Raw genomic sequence first — 17,936 nt, 5'->3', positions numbered from 1 at the left:
AGGCGTAAGCGGCTCAGCCCCAGCTGGCCTGCGCGCCCAGGCTCGCTTTGTCCACCCGTTCCAGCCGACTCTCCGTGTACGACGCGATCTGATCCACCACTACCCGGACCCGAGCACCGTCGTCCGCGGCGCGTTCCCACGCGGGCAGCAGGATCGGATCGAGCCCGGCCGGCGCAGTTGCCAGCAGCCATTCCGCGACGCGATGAACACGATCACGCTGTCGATCCTGACGCGCCTTGTGTCCGGCGTCGGACATCACGTAGTACAGCGCCACGGTCTTGAGCAACGCCACCTCGGATGCGACGGCCTCGGGTATGTCGAGGTCGGCTTGATACCGCGAGAGGGGTCGGTCACCGTGTGTCAGCCGGGTGCTGGCGATCGCCGCGGTGGCGAAGCGACCCACCAATTCACTCGTGAGATTCTTCAACGCGACGGAACTTCCGAGTGTGCCGTCGAAACTTCCGACCCCGCGTACGACGGGGAGTTCGGACAACCGCTGAGCGGCGTCGATCAGATCGTCGACTACCAATCCCCGAAACTCGGAGGCCCCCAGTTCTGCCAGTGCGCGCTGCTCGGACGGATCGGCAAGCGAGCGAAGGTCGATACGGCCTGCGATCACCCCGTCCTCCACGTCGTGCACGGAATACGCGATGTCGTCGGCCCAGTCCATGACCTGAGCTTCCAGGCATTGCCGACGCTCGGGCGCCCCCTCTCGAACCCAGGCGAGTACCTCTGCGTCGTCGTCGTATGCCCCGAACTTCGCGCCGGGCTGCGGCCGGGTCCAGGGGTACTTGATGGCTGCGTCGAGTGATGCCCTGGTGAGATTGAGGCCGGCACTGAGACCGTCGGGGCGCAGGATCTTGGGTTCGAGGCTGGTCAATATCCGCAGATTCTGCGCGTTGCCCTCGAAACCTCCGCAGTCCTTGGCGACTTCGTCCAGGGCCTTCTCGCCGTTGTGACCGTACGGCGGGTGCCCGATGTCGTGCGCGAGACCGGCGAGGTCCACCAGGTCCGGATCGCAACCGAGTCCGTCGGCGATCCCTCGCCCGATCTGTGCGACCTCCATCGAGTGCGTCAACCGCGTGCGAGGTGTGTCACCGTCGCGCGGGCCGACAACCTGGGTCTTGTCGGCCAAGCGCCGCAAAGCCGCGGAGTGTTGGACACGCGCCCGATCTCGCGAGAAGTCCGAACGATGCTGCGCCGCTGCGATCTGCGAACCCGGCAACCCCGCACGCTTCGGCGCCTCGACGACACGACGTTCGAGGTCGTGTTCGGAGTAGGTGCCGCCTCCGTAGGTGGTGTGAGCTGTCATGGTCTCTATTGCCCTGCCGTGTAGGGGAAGTCTGCCGAGAAGTGCGTGAGCTGATACCAGAGCAGCGCGCCGGTTTCGCGAGCGATTCCGTGCAACTGGGATTCGCGGGTGAAGACAGCCGGGCCCTGACGAGTAGGTGCGGTCCACGCCTGGAGTCCTGTGTCGCGGGCCATCGTCCGCGTTCGCAAGGAGTGCCACGGGTCACTGACCAGGACAGCGGAATTGATTCCCTGCGAGGACATCTCGGCGCTCACCGCGTCGATACTGAGAAGTGTGTCCGAACCGGTCTCCACTGCGGTGATCGCACTCGACGGAATTCCGCGATCGGTCAGATACATCTTTCCCGACGCCGCTTCGGTGTACTCGTCACCTTCTTGTTTACCGCCGACAGTGATGATCTGCGGCGCCACTCCGCGCTTGTACAGCTTGTACGCCTGCTCGAGTCGGGCCTCGAAGACGGACGACGGAGTGCCGGAATACTGAGCCGCGCCCAGAACGACTATCGCGTCGGCCGGCCGCGTGTCGTCGATGCGCGCCACCTGCCACACCCGGAACGCAGTACCCCCGACCAGAACCACGGCCATCAACACGGCACCGGCGATCAGTCGGCGCGTCCAGCGAGCCAATCCTGCCCCGAAGCCGCCCGCCCGTGAGGGTGATGGGTCGTGGGGGCGGTTACCGAAAGCAGGTTTCACTCCCGCAATTCTGCCAGTTCGCGGCGATCACCTCCGATGCCGACGCGCCACAACGGATAGATTTGCGTCATGGCCCTCGCACCACACTTCTCGCAGTTGTCCTCGGTAGAGCAGAGTCGGACAATCACCCGACCCGTTCGCCGTCGGGGAAGCGCCGCCGCCGTCGCTGCGATTTTCGCTTTGCTGGCGCTCGTCTTCAGTCCTGCGCTCGCCTCGGCAGACGCCCCGATGGTGTTGCCGAATCACATCACCGACACCTCCGGGGTTCTCGACGCCGGGCAACGCAGCGACATACAAGCCGCGATCGATCAACTCAGCGAGGACCACCAGATCGATCTGTGGGTCGCGTTCGTCCCCGATTTCAACAACCTGGGTGGCCAGGCGTGGGCACAGCAGACAGCCACGAAGTCGACGCTGAGTACCAAGTCCGTCCTGCTTGCAGTTGCCACGGCGGAGCGTGCTTACTACCTCGACGTCCCCGCTGAGCTGAGCAACATCACGGATTCCGACATCGAATCGATCAATTCCGACGCGGTGGAACCGGCTCTTGCCGAGGATGATTGGACCGGCGCGGCAATTGCCGCAGCTGGAGCACTCGGCGACGCGAACAACACGAGCGGCGGAATGGGAGTCGGAACACTCCTCATCGCGGGCGGCGCTGTGGTGGTCGGGACGGGCGGCGTGGTCCTGTACTCACGTAAGCGCAAGAACGACAAGAACAAGGCAAGCGTCGAAGCCGCGAAGAACATCTCCCCCGACGACATCGCCAGCCTCAACGCACTCCCGCTGCCGACGCTCGACGAACGCGCGAAGGAGATCCTCGTCGAGACGGACAACGCGATCGCCGGCAGCCAGGAGGAGCTCGATCTGGCCCGCAGCGAGTTCGGAGATTCCGCCGTCGCACCCTTCTCGGCAGCATTCGACAAGGCCAAGGCCACCCTCGCCGAGGCCTTCGCGATCAGGCAGCGACTCGACGACGCCATCCCGGAAACTCCCGATCAACGCCGCCAGATGCTGATCGACATCATTTCCTCGTGCGGTCGAGCCGACCAAGAACTCGAAGCTCGCGTCGAGGAGTTCGACGGGCTTCGCGACCTTCTCATCAACGCCCCCGCACGTCTCGATGCGTTGACGCAGAGTGTTGTTTCTCTCAGCGTGCGCTTGCCCGAATCCGAGGCGATTCTGACCAAATTGAAGGATCAGTTCCCCGCGCCGACGCTGGCATCTGTCGTGAACAACGTCACCATGGCCAGCGAACGCCTGACGCTCGCCGAGAAGTCGATCGAGGAAGGCCGCGATGCCACCGCGCTGCCGGCTGGTAAGCAAGGCGCTGCCGTCACCGCGATTCGCACTGCCGAAGCGGCTCTCGATCAGGCACGCAAACTACTCGACGGCGTCGATCACGCCGCCGACGACATCCGAAACGCCATCGCGACTCTTCCGTCCGCGATGGACGACGTCCAGCAGGGCATCACTGCTGCGGACGCTTACCTGGCGCAGGGCGGGCAGAAGTTGGCGGACGCGAAGGCCGCAGCCCAGGCAGCGTTGGCGAATGCTCAGACGTCGAAGGACAGCGATCCGCTGACAGCCTTCAACCAGATCGTCGCGGCCGACGCCCAACTCGACGCACTGCTTGCCGACGCTCAGGAGCAGAAGCAGCAGCTCGAACGTGCACAGCAGCGCCTCGCCCAGGACATTCTGGCCGCACAGGCTCAGGTGACCGCTGCAGGCGACTTCCTCGGAACCAGGCGCGGCGCGATCGGGGCGGAGGCGCGCACTCGCTACGCGGAGGCTCAGCGGCACCTGCAGGCGGCCCAGCAATTGCAGGCTTCGGATCCGTCGAAGGCACTGCAACACGCCCAGGCCGCTACAACCTTGGCGACGCACTCACTTCGCGCCGCGCAGAACGACGTCAACACCTGGGAAGCAAACCAACGACCCCGCGGTGGCGGCGGCGATGCGACGGGAGCGATCCTCGGCGGCATCCTGATCAACAGCATTCTGCGAGGTGGCGGCGGGCCCCGCTCGTACGGCGGACCGAGCAGCAGCGGACGCTCCGGTCGCGGTGGCGGCGGCGGTGGTTTCGGCGGTGGCGGCGGCGGCCGAACCAGTCGAGGCGGCGGCGGCCGGTTCTGACGGATCCCGTCGAGGTAGTAAAATCCCTACTTTGTTCACGACCGCACTCGTCGTACGCTTCATCCGGCAAGTCGGGATCACAGATCATACGAAGGTGTTATGGAAAGCGTCGCCCCGCAGATAACCGTCGTTGTACCTACATACAACGAGCGTGAGAACCTGCCAAAGCTCGTCGATCGCCTCGCCGCGTTGAAGATCCCGAACCTGCACGTCCTCGTGGTCGATGACAACTCCCCCGACGGCACGGGCGAGGTTGCGGACAAGTTGGGTATCGATGGACCCATCCCGGTCGGAGTGCTTCACCGCACGGTCAAGGACGGACTCGGCCGTGCTTATGTCGCGGGCATGAGCCGGGCTCTGGCGGAGAACGCCGACATCGTCATTCAGATGGACGCGGATCTCTCCCATCCGTCCGAAGCGATCCCCGCCATGATCGAGATCCTCACCACGACCGATGCGGCAGTCGTTCTCGGCTCCCGTTACGTCGAGGGTGGCGCAGTTGCCGGCGACTGGCCGTGGCATCGCAAGGCTTTGTCCGCCTGGGCGAACTTCTACGTCAACGCTATTCTGCGACTGCACGTCAAGGATGCAACTGCAGGCTTCAAGGCGTGGCATGCAAAGACCTTGCGCGACATCGACGTCGAATCGGTGCAGAGCAACGGCTACGCGTTCCAGGTCGAGATGAACTACCGAGTTGTTCAGCGCGGCATGAAGATCGCCGAAACGCCAATCCGCTTCGAGGAACGCACCGAAGGTGTCTCCAAGATGAGCCTCTCGGTTCAGTTGGAGTCCGCTCTGGTGCCGTGGAAGCTCAAGTTCGGCAAGAAGTCTCTCTGACCTGCGCGGCTGATCGAAAATAATCGGCGGTCTGCGTGTCCGACGGGTAGAACGACTCAATCGCGATCTCTGCGAGCGTGACGTCGCGCGGCGTACCGAACACGGTGGTGGTGCTGAACATCGCCAATTCGGTATCGCCCGCGCGTACGCGCAACGGAACCAGCAGGGAATTCGCGCGGTCGTCGTGCCAGTCTCCGCCGCTCGGATAGGTGCGCAACTCGTCGAGCAACGACGCCAACTGCGCATCCGCACAGACCTCCACTTCCCGCGCCAACCTGGCGAGCAGGTGGGTCCGCCACTGCGCGAGGTTCACGATCCGCGGCGCCATGCCCTCGGGATGCAAACTCAAACGCAATACGTTCACCGGTGGTTCCAGGAGGAATTCAGCGGCCCCCTCGGTCAGGATTCTCACGGCCTGGTTCCCGGCGATCATCTCCCATTGCTGATCGACCACCACGGCCGGATAAGGGTCATGCGCGTCGATGATGCGATCGATGGCCTCGCTCACCGCTGACATCGGCGCTTCCGCCAACGATTTTTGCGAGTACTCCGGCGAGTGGCCACTTGCCAGCAGAAGCGTATTCTGTTGCCGTAGAGGAACATCCAGGCATTCGGACAGGTGAAGGATCATGTCCCGGCTGGGTTTGGAGCGGCCGGTTTCGATGAAGCTCAGGTGCCTGGTCGACACTCCTGCCGCTGCCGAGAGGCCCAACTGAGTGAGCCTTCGCCGCTCCCGCCACCGCTTGAGTTCGGTGCCAACGTCCATCGTCTCGAAGGTCATTCTTTCAAGTTAGCGACCCGAGGTAGCCGAGACCATGACCTCGGAGGTAATCGACCCGAAGCAGTTTCGGAGGAACAGTGGTCTCAGCCGGCGAGACCGCCGGATGTTCACCACCGGAACTGATCAAGGGAGCGACCATGAGCGACTTCGACGCAATCGCCGACGCCTATATCGACATGTGGAACGAAACAGATACCACCGCCCGTAGAGCACGGATCGAGCAATTGTTCGCACCCGGCGGCCGCTACACCGATCCGCTCGCGGACGTCACCGGACACGATCAGATCGACGCGATGATCAACGCTGTGCAGCAACAGTTTCCGGGCATGCACTTCACCCTCATCGGACCCGTGGACGCGCACCACCGACAGGCTCGATTCGGTTGGGCTCTCGGCCCGGCGGGGGCCGAGTCACTGATCGACGGGTTCGACGTACTCGAACGCGACGACGACGGCCGGGTGACGCTTGTCGTCGGGTTTCTCGACAAGGTACCTACGGCCTGAAGTGCGTCTACCACCGACGGCCTTCGCCACGAAGGCTGTCGGTGGTCCGTGGCATCATCGGTGCCGATGAACGCCGACGGATTTACCTGGTCCACACCGATTCCCGAGTCCGAGGGTGCTGAGTACGGCGCTCACACGCTGACCGTCAACGGCCTTCCCTCCGTCTATCGATCCGCCAAGACGACGCCGACCAAGCTCGGTCAGTTCGTCACGCTGTGGCGCCGTTCCGAGGCCGGGCCCATCCGCCCCTTCGACACCAGCGACGGCGTCGCGCTGTTTGTGGTGAAGGTCTGCGACGAAGAACATCTGGGTCACTTCGTCTTTCCCACCGATACTCTCGTCGAACACGACATCGTGTCGACGAACTTCTCGGGCGGCAAGCGCGCTATCCGGGTCTATCCGCCCTGGGTCACGCCGACCAGTGTGCAAGCCGTCAGAACCCAGCGCTGGCAGAAGCAGCATTTCGGCGAGTTCCCTGATGTATTCAACTCACCTGATACGTCGCGATGATGACGCCTGTTGTCGTAGGAACACTTTCGGTGAGGGTGAACTGAGCGAGCGCAGCACCGTCGGGGAACAATCTGCGCCCGGTTCCGAGAACCAGCGGATGAATCAGCAGAGTGTAGGTGTCGACGAGACGCCGTTCGGCCAATGACGTGATCAGGTCGCCACTGCCCAGAACCACCAGATCCGGGCCATCGCTTTCCTTCAGCGCGGCGACCGCGTCGGCGGCATCGCCTTTCAACACAGTCGAGTTCTTCCACGGCAGCGGTTCACCCAAAGTCCTTGACGCTACGTACTTCTGCGTGTTGTCGAGCACCTCGGTAAACGGATTGTCCGTCTGAAACGGCCAGTACGAGGCGAAGTTCTCATAGGTTCGGCGTCCGAAGAGCAACTCTGATTTCTTCGCCATCCCCTCCCCCATTTTCTGTGCCATGACGGAATCGTTGAAGGGTGCCGCCCATCCACCGTGCTCGAATCCGCCACGACGATCTTCGTCCGGCCCGCCAGGTGCCTGCATGACACCGTCGAGAGTCACGCTGTTGGTCACGCTGAGTTTTCTCATAACTTCGATCCTGCGCCTGAAGATCCACCATGGAAAGAGAAAACGGGCGGTCCTTCTCGAATGAGAAGAACCGCCCGTCAGCTTCGAACGAATCAGGAACCGATCAGCCGCGCAGCCAGGTAGCTTTCCACCTGATCGAGGGCGACGCGTTCCTGCGCCATGGAGTCACGCTCACGCACCGTCACAGCCTGATCTTCGAGAGTGTCGAAGTCGACCGTGATGCAGAACGGTGTGCCGATCTCGTCCTGGCGACGGTAACGACGACCGATGGCACCGGCGTCGTCGAACTCGACGTTCCAGTTCTGACGCAACTGCGCCGCAAGATCTTTTGCCTTCGGCGTCAGATCCGCATTGCGCGAGAGCGGCAGCACTGCGGCCTTGACGGGAGCGAGTCGACGATCCAGTCGCAGCACCGTGCGCTTGTCGACGCCGCCCTTGGAGTTGGGAGCCTCGTCCTCGGTGTACGCGTCGACCAGGAAGGCCATCAGCGAACGCGTGAGGCCTGCCGCCGGCTCGATGACGTACGGGGTGTACCGCTCACCCGTCGTCTGGTCGTAGTAGTTCAGCTCGGTGCCCGAGTGCTTGGAGTGCGTCGAGAGATCGAAGTCGGTACGGTTCGCGATACCTTCGAGCTCGCCCCATTCGCTGCCCTGGAAGTGGAAGCGGTACTCGATGTCGGTCGTGCCCTTCGAGTAGTGCGAAAGCTTTTCCGGCGCATGCTCGTACAGCCGCAGGTTGTCCTTGTTGATGCCGAGGCCGGTGTACCAGTCCAGGCGGTAGTCGATCCAGTACTGATGCCACTGCTCGTCCTCGCCCGGCTTGACGAAGAATTCCATCTCCATCTGCTCGAACTCGCGGGTGCGGAAGATGAAGTTGCCCGGGGTGATCTCGTTACGGAAGCTCTTGCCGATCTGACCGATGCCGAACGGCGGCTTCTTACGCGAGGTGGTCAGCACGTTGGCGAAGTTGACGAAGATGCCCTGTGCGGTCTCGGGGCGCAGGTAGTGCATGCCCTCTTCGCTCTCGACAGGGCCGAGGTACGTCTTGAGCATCATGTTGAAGTCGCGCGGCTCGGTCCACTGGCCGACGGTGCCGCAATCGGGGCAACCGATGACATCCATCGAGACGTCGTCCGGGTTGTCGAGCTTCTTCTTCTCCGCGTACGCCTCCTGCAGGTGATCCTGACGGTGACGCTTGTGACAGTTGAGGCACTCGACGAGCGGGTCGTTGAAGACACCGACGTGACCGGATGCGACCCACACCTCGCGGGGCAGGATCACCGAGGAGTCGAGGCCGACGACGTCCTCGCGGCTGGTGACCATGTTGCGCCACCACTGACGCTTGATGTTCTCCTTGAGCTCGACACCCAATGGGCCGTAGTCCCATGCGGACTTGGTACCGCCGTAGATCTCACCGCACGGGTAGACCAGGCCTCGCCGCTTGGCGAGATTGACAACGGCTTCGATCTTGGACTTGGGTGCCACTCGATTGCTCTCCATCTGGGTAATAGATGCATGATTTTCGTGCGCTTTTCGCACCATCAGCCTATCTGGCGGCTGCCACGCACTTCCGTCCAAGGTTGACATGCATACTTGTGCATATCAAAATGAAAGTGATTTGCAATAATGTGGTGAGATGGCTATGCCCGGACATCATGATCTACCCCTCGAAGGAGCCTCGCTGTGAGCATTGCGGATACCGGCGATCTCCACAAAAGCCATGATCATTCCGACCTCGGACACACGCACGACCCGTTCGAAGCCGCACCCCCCGCGCCCGTGCCGCCCAAGGAAACTTTGGCGGCCGCCGGCGAAATTCTGCGGGCGCTGGCTGCACCCGTTCGCATCGCGATCGTGCTTCAGCTCCACGAGTCGGAGCGTTGCGTTCACGAACTCGTCGGCGCTCTCGGTGTCACTCAGCCACTCATCAGCCAGCATTTGCGCGTTCTCAAAGCAGCGGGCGTCGTCCGCGGCGAACGCAACGGACGAGAAGTTCTCTATCGACTCGTCGACGATCACCTCGCACACATCGTCGTCGACGCTGTCGCCCACGCCGAAGAAGGATGAGATTCCACCGCATGAACACCCCGGGCAGTACGACCTCGAAACGTGGACCGGCCACCGTCGGCGTTCGTTCCACGAAACAGCGCAGCGCCATCTCCGCCCTGCTCGACGACATCGACGAATTCAAGTCGGCACAGGAACTGCACGACGAACTGCGCAAGCGCGGTGAAGGGATCGGCCTGACCACCGTCTACCGCACGCTGCAGGCACTGTCCGACGCCGGAACCATCGACGTCCTGCGCACCGACACAGGTGAGTCCGTCTACCGACGCTGCTCCTCCGGACACCACCATCACCTGGTGTGCCGCAACTGCGGATTCACCGTCGAGGTCGAGGGCCCGACGGTCGAGCAGTGGTCACAGACCATCGCCGAGGACAACGGATTCACCGAAGTGAGTCACACCGTCGAGATCTTCGGCACCTGCCGCGACTGCGCCGCCAGCTGACAGCGTCAGGGAATCAAACCCTGACGCGCGGTATCGGCGCCGGTCAGCGCGAGTAGCAACATCGTGGTCAGTGCCTCGTCGTCCAGTCCGGCCGCCGGGAACGTGTATCGCAGGATCACGTCCGCCAGACTGCCGTGGCCGAATACCGCGATCGAACCGAATTGGATGGTCCGGTTCCGCTCGGCCACCTTGCGATGCAGTGCCGCGCTGACCGGTCGGTCCCACGCGAGGACACACGTCATGGACAGCACGTCCAGCCCCTCGGACAAATTCATCGCCTGGATCGAGCACAGCGCGCCGGAGTACTGGAAACCAAGCGAGCCGTCCGCAGCCACATCGACCGTCACGAAATGCGCCAGCGAGGCGGCCGCGCGTTCTTGTAGGCGGGCTGCTTCGTCGGTGGTGTCGGTCATGTTCTCCCCTGTCATTTGACGCCACCGAATCTACGGTCGCGTGAGGCGTATTCGACGCAGGCGGCCCAGAGATCGCGGCGGTCGAAATCGGGAAACAGCTTCTCCTGGTACACCATTTCGGCGTAGGCGGATTGCCAGATCAAGAAATTGGACGTCCGCTGTTCCCCCGACGGACGCAGGAAGAGATCGACGTCGGGCATGTCGGGTTCGTCGAGGTACTTGGCAACCGTCGCCTCGGTGATCTTGTCCGGATTGATCTCACCGGCCGCGACACGCTTCGCGATTTCCTTTACCGCATCGGCAATTTCGGCCCGCCCGCCGTAATTCACACACATGGTCAAGTTCATGACTGTGTTGTTCTTGGTCAGTTCTTCGGCGATCTCGAGTTCCTTGATCACACTGGCCCACAGGCGCGGCTTACGACCGGCCCAGCGAACACGCACACCCATTTCGTTCATCTCGTCGCGTCGGCGGCGGATGACGTCACGGTTGAAGCCCATCAGGAATCGAACCTCGTCGGGACTGCGCTTCCAGTTCTCGGTGGAGAAGGCGTAGGCGGAGAGCCACTCGACACCCATCTCGATGCAACCGCAGACGGTATCCATCAGGACAGCTTCACCGCGTTCGTGCCCGGCGGTTCGCGGCAGACCGCGCTCCTGCGCCCACCGTCCGTTGCCGTCCATCACCAACGCGACGTGGCGCGGGATGAGTTCGGTTTGCAGGATCGGCGGGGTCGCCCCGGACGGATGTGGGTCCGGTGGCCGGATCACCCGTTCAGCAGCAGGATCAAGCGGAGTTCGCGGTTCGCGTCGTCGAATCACGGGTTCCATCCTGCCTCACGGGCAAGTCGACCTCGACGGCTGCATGCGGCCTCGAACGCTCGATCAGCGGCAACGTCCGCAATTGACGCTCGAGATGCCACTGCAGGTGTGCCGCGACCAGTCCGCTGGCTTGCGTCCGCAGCGTCGCGGGCGCCGAATCGGTGCCCTCCCACTCCCCTCGGAGCAGGGCTTCCATCAAGTCGAGCACTCCGGGCGACGGCGTCGCAGCACCCGCCGGGCGGCAGTAGGTACAGACGGCTCCGCCTGCGGCGACATGAAATGCACGGTGCGGTCCCGGAGCGCTGCAGCGGGCGCACTCTTCGAGGGCAGGCGCCCAACCCGCGTACCCCATGGCTCGCAACAAGAACGCGTCGAGCACGAACTCGACCGGCCGCGCCTGCTCGGCGATCGCACGCAGTGCTCCCACCGTCAATCGCTGAAGCTGCGGGGCCGGCGCGCGTTCCTCGCCGGCCAACCGCTCGGCAGTTTCGAGTACGGCGCAGGCCGTGGTGTAGCGGCTGTAGTCGTCGACGATGTCAGTGGCGAATGCATCGACCGTCTGCACCTGAGTGATGATGTCGAGATTCTTGCCCGGAAGTAGTTGCACGTCGATGTGAGCAAACGGTTCGAGTCTGGCACCGAATTTGGAGGTGGTCCGGCGGACACCCTTGGCCACGGCACGTACCAACCCGAACTGACGGGTGAGCAACGTGACGATGTGGTCGGCTTCGCCCAGTTTGTGCAGGCGCAGCACCACCGCCGTGTCTCGATACAACCTCACTCGACCAGTGTCCCACGTTGTACCGACGACCGATCCCGATGCCGCGCCCGATGACAAGTCGGAAATACCGCGGGTCCGTCCGGATAGACTGGCCCGATGCCGAGCGACGCAATTGCGCAACCCGTCACTACAGAGTTGACCGGTCGCGAAGCGCGGTGGGAGCGACACAACTCCGAGCGTCAGAAACGGATACTCACCTCGGCTGTCGAACTGATCGAAGAGCGCGCGGCAGGTGCCGAGGTGTCCGTCCAGCAGATCGCCGACCGTGCCGGCCTCGCCAAGTCGGTGGTGTACCGACAATTCAGCGGCCGAGACGACCTCGATCGACGAGTCCGAGCCTTTGTGCTCGGCCAATTTGCGGCGGCCCTGGATGCGTCGATGAGCATTTCGGTAGGCACTCTCGACCAGATCCTGACCCGAACCATCAGCGCCGTCGCCGAGTGGATCACCGAGCATCCGCGGATTCACGAATTCATGGGTACCGGCCCCACCGACTACGACGACGAGAGCATCGACGCGATCAGCAGCCTGAAGGCGACAATCGCCGACTCGGCCCGCACCACTATCACCGAAGTCGGTCGATCCGTGGGGATCGACTCCTCACCCTTCGATTCACTACCGTTCGCAGTGGTGACAATGGTCGAGGGCACGCTCACCCACTGGGTCCGAAGCACCGATCCGAAACCGAGCCGCGAAGAGATCGTCGCCGACCTCGCGAAATACACCTGGTACATGTTCGACGGCGTTGCACGCTCGAGCGGGCTACAGATCGATCCCCATGTCGAATTGTCCACGCTCATAGCCGAGCTGGTGTCCTCCGACGGAGGAACTTCGCGGCCGGACTAGATCCGGGTCTTGTCGGAACGCTTCGGCTCGCCGCGGTAGCGGGCGTAGTCGCCGTCGATGCGCAGCTTTCGCCACGCACGCTTCGACACCGGATTCATCAATCCGAGTTCGTCTGCCAGGGCTCGCATTTCACCGAAGTAGTTACCCAGGATGCGGCGTGAATGTGGGCTCCCCCAGAAGGCGCTCTTCATCACCTCGTCCGGGATTCCGAATTCTTCGGCGAATTCCTTTGGCGGTGACATGATTTCGCCCGCAAGCCAACGCATCGTGCCGGGGAAGGCGACCGATGTGATGGCTCGACTCGTACGACTGAGTCTGGGGACGTGATTGCGCAGGAACTCGTGAGCAAACGAGATGTGTCTCGCTTCTTCGGCGATGTGAATCTCCATGGTGCGGAGCATCGCCGGCGGCGTGTCCTTACCCTCGCGGATGAGATCCTTTTGGAAGTGGTCGATCGGTTCTTCACCAGCCAGAATGCCGATGAAGAAGATGACCGGGAACTTTGCTCCCAGCACTCCGATGATCGGCGACAGCCGCCGGAACATCGGACGCATACCCGGTACGTCGATGTCCATACGATTGACGAGCTCTTGGAACATCTGGATGTGATTGCACTCTTCGGTCATCTCATGCAGGCAGTACCGGAACTCAGGCGACTGGTTGGGTAGCGCCATGATGTATTGCAGCATTCCCCGGATCAAGATGCTCTCGAATGCCGAACCCACCTTGGTCACATTCGCCTGACGCCACATTCCCATGGCGATTCGACGCTCCAACGACTGATCCTGGTACCACTGCGTCGCTCCGAGCGGATCCGACACGGATGAGAGTACCCACCTCGGATCATGCGGATCGATCGCGAACTCTGGTGAATCCCAGTCGATGTCGAGATAGGGATCGAAACTGCGGGCAACTGAGCCCTCGGACAAAGTCTGCAGTACCTGGTGGTACGGCTTTTCCACTTCGATCGACGCTGACCGAGCCATCGGTGTCTCCTCACGGCCAGTCCGTCGATTGCAGTCGACGGACTTGAATGAGGTCAAACATAATGGGACACCGCGTCCCACGCAACCCCTTCAGAGGCCTGATTTCAGGACCGCCGCACCGGGATGATCTCGCGAACCTTCTCGTCTCGGAGATACAGACCCGCCCACATGACGATTCCGGTGTAGACGGCAAACAATGTCGTGCTCAGCAGAGGCTGTTCCGCTCGAAGGTTGGTCAACACGGCTCCGCCCAGGTAACCGGTGAGCAGAATCGCGCCGAGTATCGACGTTCGCGGAATCACGTACAGCGCAAGGCAGATCAGTTGCACCACCCCGGCCGTCAATGCCAGCGAGTCCGGCAACCCAAGTTCGGCGGAGGCGTCCTTGACGGTCTGAAGGTTGAGAATGTGAATGATGCCGTCGAAGAGCATGAAAACGACGAACAGCCCACTCAGGACGTATCCGACCTTGCGAGCCGTGGCCGAAGGTGTCGTCGTCGTGGCGTTACCGGAAACAGTTTCGTTGTGGACGGGCTGGGTGGTCATCGGAATCTCCTGGGGCGAAGGCGAGCGGCCGGTTGCCACTTCGCTTGCAATTACGACTCCCGAGCGATCGAAAACTCATCGCGCCGGCCGTTACTACGCACCCGGCGTTCAGGACGATTCACCTCACGTGGTCTGATGGACGGTGACACGGGGTGCCGAAAAAGTCGGCTGAGATCAGACCCGATGAACCTGACCAGTTAGCACTGGCGGAGGGATGTCGACATGACCGAACAGCAATTTCAGCGCGCATTGAACCTCGACGAGCAGATCGTTCTGATCACCGGTGGCGCCCGCGGGCTCGGCGCCGCACTGAGCCGAGCATTCTCCCGCTCGGGCGCCCGCGTAATCGTGAACTACAACAAGAGCCGCGATGCCGCCGAGGCCCTGGTCGCCGAACTGGGTGAGGATCGCACCTTCGCAGTCCAGGCGGACGTGACGGACCGCAGTTCCGTCGACCAGTTGTTCTCCGCTGCACGCGAGAGGTTCGACGCACCGATCTCGACCGTGGTCGACAATGCACTGGTCGACTTCTCGTTCAACGGCGATGCCCGGCCGAACGCGGACACGATCACCTGGGCCGACTTCGACTCTCAACTACGCGGAGCTGTTGCCGGAACACTCAATACCACCCAGGCAGCGCTACCAGGCATGCGCGAACTCGGCTTCGGCCGAATCATCACTGTCGGAACCAATCTGGTCCAGAATCCGGTAGTTCCTTACCACGACTACACCGCTGCCAAGGCCGCACTGTTGGCACTGACACGGACGCTGTCCGCCGACCTCGGTCCGGACGGGATCACAGTCAACATGGTCTCCGGCGGCTTGCTCCGCACCACCGATGCGAGTGCCGCGACACCGGAAGCCGTGTTCGACATGATCGCGGCAAGCACTCCCCTGCGCCGAGTCACGACGCCGGACGAATTTGCCGACGCTGCACTCTTTTTCGCCTCCCCATGGTCGCGGGCCGTGACCGGCCAGAATCTGGTTGTCGACGGCGGACTCGTCAAGAACTGATGGGCGCACAGCTACGGATAGGTGCGTTCCTGCTCGGTTGCGGGCATCACAGTGCGGCGTGGCGACACCGCGACTCACCGGTCGAAAGTCTCGGTGACATCACGTATTACGAGTCGCTCGCGCAGATCGCCGAACGCGGCAAGCTGGACGCCGTTTTCTTGGCTGACGGTCACAGTGTTCGAGAACCCGAGTCTGGTGCGTCGTGGTTTCTCGAACCGATCACCGCGTTGACTGCCATGGCACGAGCGACGGCGAACGTCGGCCTGGTCACCACCATCTCCACGACCTTTTACACGCCATTCCACGCGGCACGACTTTTGGCATCGCTCGACCACATCAGCGGCGGACGGGCCGGATGGAACGTCGTGACCTCGATGTTCGACCAGGAGGCGCGCAACCACGGACTCGAGGCGATGCCCGATCACGCATACCGATATGAACGAGCCGACGAATTTGTCGAAGTGGCCCTCGCATTGTGGGATTCGTGGTCGGAAGACGCGCTGATCCTCGACCGGGCGGGACGTTTTGCCGACGCAGGCAAGATTTCTCGCATCGATCACGACGGCAAGCATTTTCGTGTCGACGGCCCGTTGACGGTTCCTCGATCCCCGCAGGGCAGGCCGGTCTTGTTTCAGGCCGGGGCGTCCGAGCAGGGTCGCGATCTGGCTGCGCAGCGCGCCGAGGCGATCTATTCGGTTGCCTACGACCTACCCAGCGCGCAGAGCTACTACGCGGACGTGAAGTCGAGAATCGAGCGCGCCGGCCGGGATTCGAACTCGGTCGCCGTCATGCCGGGGCTGGTCACCTACGTCGGAAGTACTGTCGCCGAGGCACGGGCCAAGAAGGCCGAACTTGATCGCCTGCTGCCCACCGAACAGTCGATACGCCAACTCTCGTTGTTCACCGGACAGGATTGCGAGGACTGGGACCTCGACGGGCCCGTGCCCCCGTTGCCTCCACTCGAAGCATTCAGCGGGCCGCAAGGACGCTACGCAACTATTCTGCGGATCGTCGAGAAGGACGCACCGACTGTGCGGGAACTCCTCGGGACGCTCGCTGCGGGTGGTGGCCACGCAACGATGATCGGCACACCGGAGTCGATTGCCGACGAGATGGAATCCTGGTTGAACGGCCGCGGTGCCGACGGTTTCAATCTGATGCCGCCGACCTATCCGCAGGGCCTGGAAGATTTTGTCGATCACGTGATTCCAGTGCTGCAGGCGCGTGGGTTGTTCCGACGCGAATACGAGGGAGCGACTCTGAGAGAAAACCTCACCTAGTCCGGCAGTAGCGGCACCGACAGGTCCGGATCGCGTCCCAGGAGCACTCCCCTCGTGAGAGCCGCCGAGCCGAACTTCTTCCGGACGCTGTCCATCGCCGAGTCGAGGGCGGCAGTGTCCGGACCCGCGAATCCTGGACCGTCGAAGGGCAATTCGAGTTGTTCGGCGCCGTCCCGATCCAGGTTGGAGACAGCGACACCGATCAACGTGATGCCCTTGTCCGCGATCATCGGTATCGCTTCGTCCAGCAGCACCATCGAGGCGTTCAGCAATTCCGCTGTGTCGGCGGTGGACCGGCGCAGCGTGTGAGATCGAGTTGCCCGCGTGAAATCCGCAAAGCGAAGCCGGAGCGTGACCGTGCGTCCCGTCCGCTGCGCCGAACGCATGCGTCGACTGACACGATCGACAAGGGACATCAACGACGCATCGAGTTCTGCGCGGGAATGGGATCCGCGACCAAGCGCATGCTGAGCACCCATCGAACTGCGGCCACGATAGGCGCGGACGGGGCGCGGATCTCGATTGTGCGAGAGCGCGTAGAGATGGCGACCGGCGCCGCCCCCGAGAATCGAGACGATCGAGGATTCGTCGTGCCGAGCGATGTCACCCACCGTCACGATGTCGAAGTTTCGCAACTTCTGGGCCGTGATCTTGCCGACGCCCCACAGCTTCTCGACCGGCAACGGATGCAGGAATTCGGTCTCGCCCTCCGGCGGCACTCGCAGCAATCCGTCGGGTTTCGCGAATGCACTCGCGACCTTGGCCAGGAACTTGGTGCGTGCGATCCCGACCGTGATCGGTAGTCCGACCTGCTCGGCCACGTCGCGTCTGAGGTTGGCCCCGATCTGCAGCGGGTTTCCCACGATTTTGGCGAGCCCGCCGACCTCGAGAAAGGCCTCGTCTATGGAGATTCCTTCGACCAGCGGCGACGTGTCGTGAAAGACGTCGAACACGTCTTTGCTCGCCTGCGAGTACGCCGACATTCGCGGGGGAACGACGATTGCCTGGGGACACAGTGATCGGGCCTGACCACCACTCATCGCAGTTCGAACCCCGAATGCCTTGGCCTCGTAGCTTGCCGCCAGGACCACGCCACCGCCGACGATGACCGGTCTGCCCGCCAGAGTCGGGTCGTCACGTTGCTCGACCGATGCGTAGAACGAATCGAGGTCCGCATGGAGGATCGTTGCGTCACCCGTAGGTCGACTACCCCCAGGATGATTACCGCCAGAACGAGCACCGCCAGGGTGATTACCTGGCGTTTCTCGATCCAACGGTTCATGCGACACGAACATATGTTCCCATGCGCCACCGACACAACGAAAGGCCGCAAATAGATTCCATGGAATTGATCACGAATCGGGCGTACGGTGAAAGAATGATTCCACGGAATGCATATCGGTTCGGGGTC

The 17,936-nt window shown here is 62.6% G+C and carries 20 protein-coding genes and 1 riboswitch; of the genes, 9 read left to right on the top strand and 11 right to left on the bottom strand.

Features of this window, described 5'->3' with window-relative positions; translation table 11 throughout:
• Positions 1-13: 13 nt before the first annotated feature.
• Positions 14-1,312 carry a deoxyguanosinetriphosphate triphosphohydrolase gene (locus tag ABX74_RS00215; protein WP_019748992.1) on the bottom strand — a complete coding sequence of 433 codons (1,299 nt, stop codon included), beginning with the start codon at positions 1,310-1,312 and terminating at the stop codon, positions 14-16.
• Positions 1,313-1,317: 5 nt separating this feature from the next.
• On the bottom strand, positions 1,318-1,896 hold the full coding sequence (locus ABX74_RS00210) for a YdcF family protein (protein ID WP_128638009.1): 579 nt from the start codon (positions 1,894-1,896) through the stop codon (positions 1,318-1,320).
• Positions 1,897-2,076: 180 nt separating this feature from the next.
• Here ABX74_RS00210 and ABX74_RS00205 point away from each other — a divergent pair, with 180 nt between their 5' ends.
• Both ABX74_RS00205 and ABX74_RS00200 read left to right on the top strand, forming a co-directional pair.
• Positions 2,077-4,143 carry a TPM domain-containing protein gene (locus ABX74_RS00205; protein WP_046378746.1) on the top strand — a complete coding sequence of 689 codons (2,067 nt, stop codon included), beginning with the start codon at positions 2,077-2,079 and terminating at the stop codon, positions 4,141-4,143.
• Positions 4,144-4,242: 99 nt separating this feature from the next.
• Positions 4,243-4,980: a polyprenol monophosphomannose synthase gene (locus ABX74_RS00200; RefSeq protein ID WP_003944487.1), complete on the top strand. Its 738-nt coding sequence runs from the start codon at positions 4,243-4,245 to the stop codon at positions 4,978-4,980.
• Here the strand turns inward: ABX74_RS00200 and ABX74_RS00195 are convergent.
• Complete coding sequence (locus ABX74_RS00195) at positions 4,955-5,761, bottom strand: helix-turn-helix domain-containing protein (protein WP_047887963.1); 807 nt, start codon at positions 5,759-5,761, stop codon at positions 4,955-4,957. The genes ABX74_RS00200 and ABX74_RS00195 overlap by 26 nt on opposite strands.
• A 137-nt stretch (positions 5,762-5,898) precedes the next feature.
• On the opposite strand from ABX74_RS00195, the gene ABX74_RS00190 reads away from it, so the two are divergent.
• Together ABX74_RS00190 and ABX74_RS00185 are read left to right on the top strand one after the other, a co-directional pair.
• Positions 5,899-6,264, top strand: coding sequence for a nuclear transport factor 2 family protein (locus tag ABX74_RS00190; RefSeq protein ID WP_041816043.1), 366 nt, complete (start codon positions 5,899-5,901; stop codon positions 6,262-6,264).
• A 48-nt stretch (positions 6,265-6,312) separates the two neighbouring features.
• The gene (locus ABX74_RS00185) at positions 6,313-6,774 is read left to right on the top strand and encodes a MepB family protein (RefSeq protein WP_020908175.1); all 462 of its coding nucleotides are present in this window, start codon (positions 6,313-6,315) and stop codon (positions 6,772-6,774) included.
• Here ABX74_RS00185 and ABX74_RS00180 read toward each other — a convergent pair.
• Positions 6,749-7,330 carry a dihydrofolate reductase family protein gene (locus ABX74_RS00180; protein WP_029255634.1) on the bottom strand — a complete coding sequence of 194 codons (582 nt, stop codon included), beginning with the start codon at positions 7,328-7,330 and terminating at the stop codon, positions 6,749-6,751. The two genes, ABX74_RS00185 and ABX74_RS00180, sit on opposite strands and share 26 nt — an antisense overlap.
• A gap of 92 nt (positions 7,331-7,422) precedes the next feature.
• Positions 7,423-8,814 (bottom strand): glycine--tRNA ligase, encoded by a 1,392-nt coding sequence (locus tag ABX74_RS00175; protein WP_003944491.1) that lies wholly within the window; start codon positions 8,812-8,814, stop codon positions 7,423-7,425.
• A gap of 198 nt (positions 8,815-9,012) precedes the next feature.
• Here ABX74_RS00175 and ABX74_RS00170 point away from each other — a divergent pair, with 198 nt between their 5' ends.
• Both ABX74_RS00170 and ABX74_RS00165 read left to right on the top strand, forming a co-directional pair.
• Positions 9,013-9,396, top strand: coding sequence for an ArsR/SmtB family transcription factor (locus tag ABX74_RS00170; protein ID WP_003944457.1), 384 nt, complete (start codon positions 9,013-9,015; stop codon positions 9,394-9,396).
• Between the two features lie 11 nt (positions 9,397-9,407).
• Positions 9,408-9,839, top strand: coding sequence for a Fur family transcriptional regulator (locus ABX74_RS00165; protein WP_020908177.1), 432 nt, complete (start codon positions 9,408-9,410; stop codon positions 9,837-9,839).
• A gap of 5 nt (positions 9,840-9,844) precedes the next feature.
• On the opposite strand, the gene ABX74_RS00160 is transcribed toward ABX74_RS00165, so the two are convergent.
• From ABX74_RS00160 to recO, 3 genes are read right to left on the bottom strand one after another with little or no spacing between them, the layout of a single operon-like run.
• Positions 9,845-10,267: a YbjN domain-containing protein gene (locus ABX74_RS00160; protein WP_019749000.1), complete on the bottom strand. Its 423-nt coding sequence runs from the start codon at positions 10,265-10,267 to the stop codon at positions 9,845-9,847.
• The gene (locus ABX74_RS00155; RefSeq protein WP_019749001.1) at positions 10,264-11,082 is read right to left on the bottom strand and encodes an isoprenyl transferase; all 819 of its coding nucleotides are present in this window, start codon (positions 11,080-11,082) and stop codon (positions 10,264-10,266) included. The genes ABX74_RS00160 and ABX74_RS00155 overlap by 4 nt, the downstream gene beginning before the upstream one ends.
• Positions 11,039-11,854 (bottom strand): DNA repair protein RecO, encoded by an 816-nt coding sequence (gene recO, locus ABX74_RS00150; protein ID WP_029255636.1) that lies wholly within the window; start codon positions 11,852-11,854, stop codon positions 11,039-11,041. The genes ABX74_RS00155 and recO overlap by 44 nt, the downstream gene beginning before the upstream one ends.
• 96 nt (positions 11,855-11,950) lie before the next feature.
• On the opposite strand from recO, the gene ABX74_RS00145 reads away from it, so the two are divergent.
• Positions 11,951-12,700: a TetR/AcrR family transcriptional regulator gene (locus ABX74_RS00145; protein ID WP_020969956.1), complete on the top strand. Its 750-nt coding sequence runs from the start codon at positions 11,951-11,953 to the stop codon at positions 12,698-12,700.
• On the opposite strand, the gene ABX74_RS00140 is transcribed toward ABX74_RS00145, so the two are convergent.
• Positions 12,697-13,686, bottom strand: a complete 990-nt coding sequence (locus ABX74_RS00140) for an AurF N-oxygenase family protein (protein ID WP_047887962.1) — start codon at positions 13,684-13,686, stop codon at positions 12,697-12,699. The two genes, ABX74_RS00145 and ABX74_RS00140, sit on opposite strands and share 4 nt — an antisense overlap.
• Before the next feature lie 104 nt (positions 13,687-13,790).
• The gene (locus ABX74_RS00135; RefSeq protein WP_047888011.1) at positions 13,791-14,231 is read right to left on the bottom strand and encodes a DoxX family protein; all 441 of its coding nucleotides are present in this window, start codon (positions 14,229-14,231) and stop codon (positions 13,791-13,793) included.
• Between the two features lie 138 nt (positions 14,232-14,369).
• Positions 14,370-14,463, top strand: a riboswitch (TPP riboswitch).
• Here ABX74_RS00135 and ABX74_RS00130 point away from each other — a divergent pair.
• Together ABX74_RS00130 and ABX74_RS00125 are read left to right on the top strand one after the other, a co-directional pair.
• On the top strand, positions 14,454-15,245 hold the full coding sequence (locus ABX74_RS00130) for a 3-oxoacyl-ACP reductase (RefSeq protein ID WP_029255640.1): 792 nt from the start codon (positions 14,454-14,456) through the stop codon (positions 15,243-15,245). (Overlaps the previous riboswitch by 10 nt.)
• Complete coding sequence (locus ABX74_RS00125; RefSeq protein WP_047887961.1) at positions 15,245-16,525, top strand: LLM class flavin-dependent oxidoreductase; 1,281 nt, start codon at positions 15,245-15,247, stop codon at positions 16,523-16,525. The genes ABX74_RS00130 and ABX74_RS00125 overlap by 1 nt, the downstream gene beginning before the upstream one ends.
• On the opposite strand, the gene dinB is transcribed toward ABX74_RS00125, so the two are convergent.
• Positions 16,522-17,820: a DNA polymerase IV gene (dinB, locus tag ABX74_RS00120; RefSeq protein WP_082148432.1), complete on the bottom strand. Its 1,299-nt coding sequence runs from the start codon at positions 17,818-17,820 to the stop codon at positions 16,522-16,524. The two genes, ABX74_RS00125 and dinB, sit on opposite strands and share 4 nt — an antisense overlap.
• Positions 17,821-17,936: the final 116 nt, after the last annotated feature.

The sequence above is a fragment of the Rhodococcus sp. ARP2 genome (assembly GCF_001029585.1).
Lineage (GTDB): Bacteria > Actinomycetota > Actinomycetes > Mycobacteriales > Mycobacteriaceae > Rhodococcus_F > Rhodococcus_F erythropolis.
This window is presented reverse-complemented; position numbering and strand designations above follow the sequence as displayed.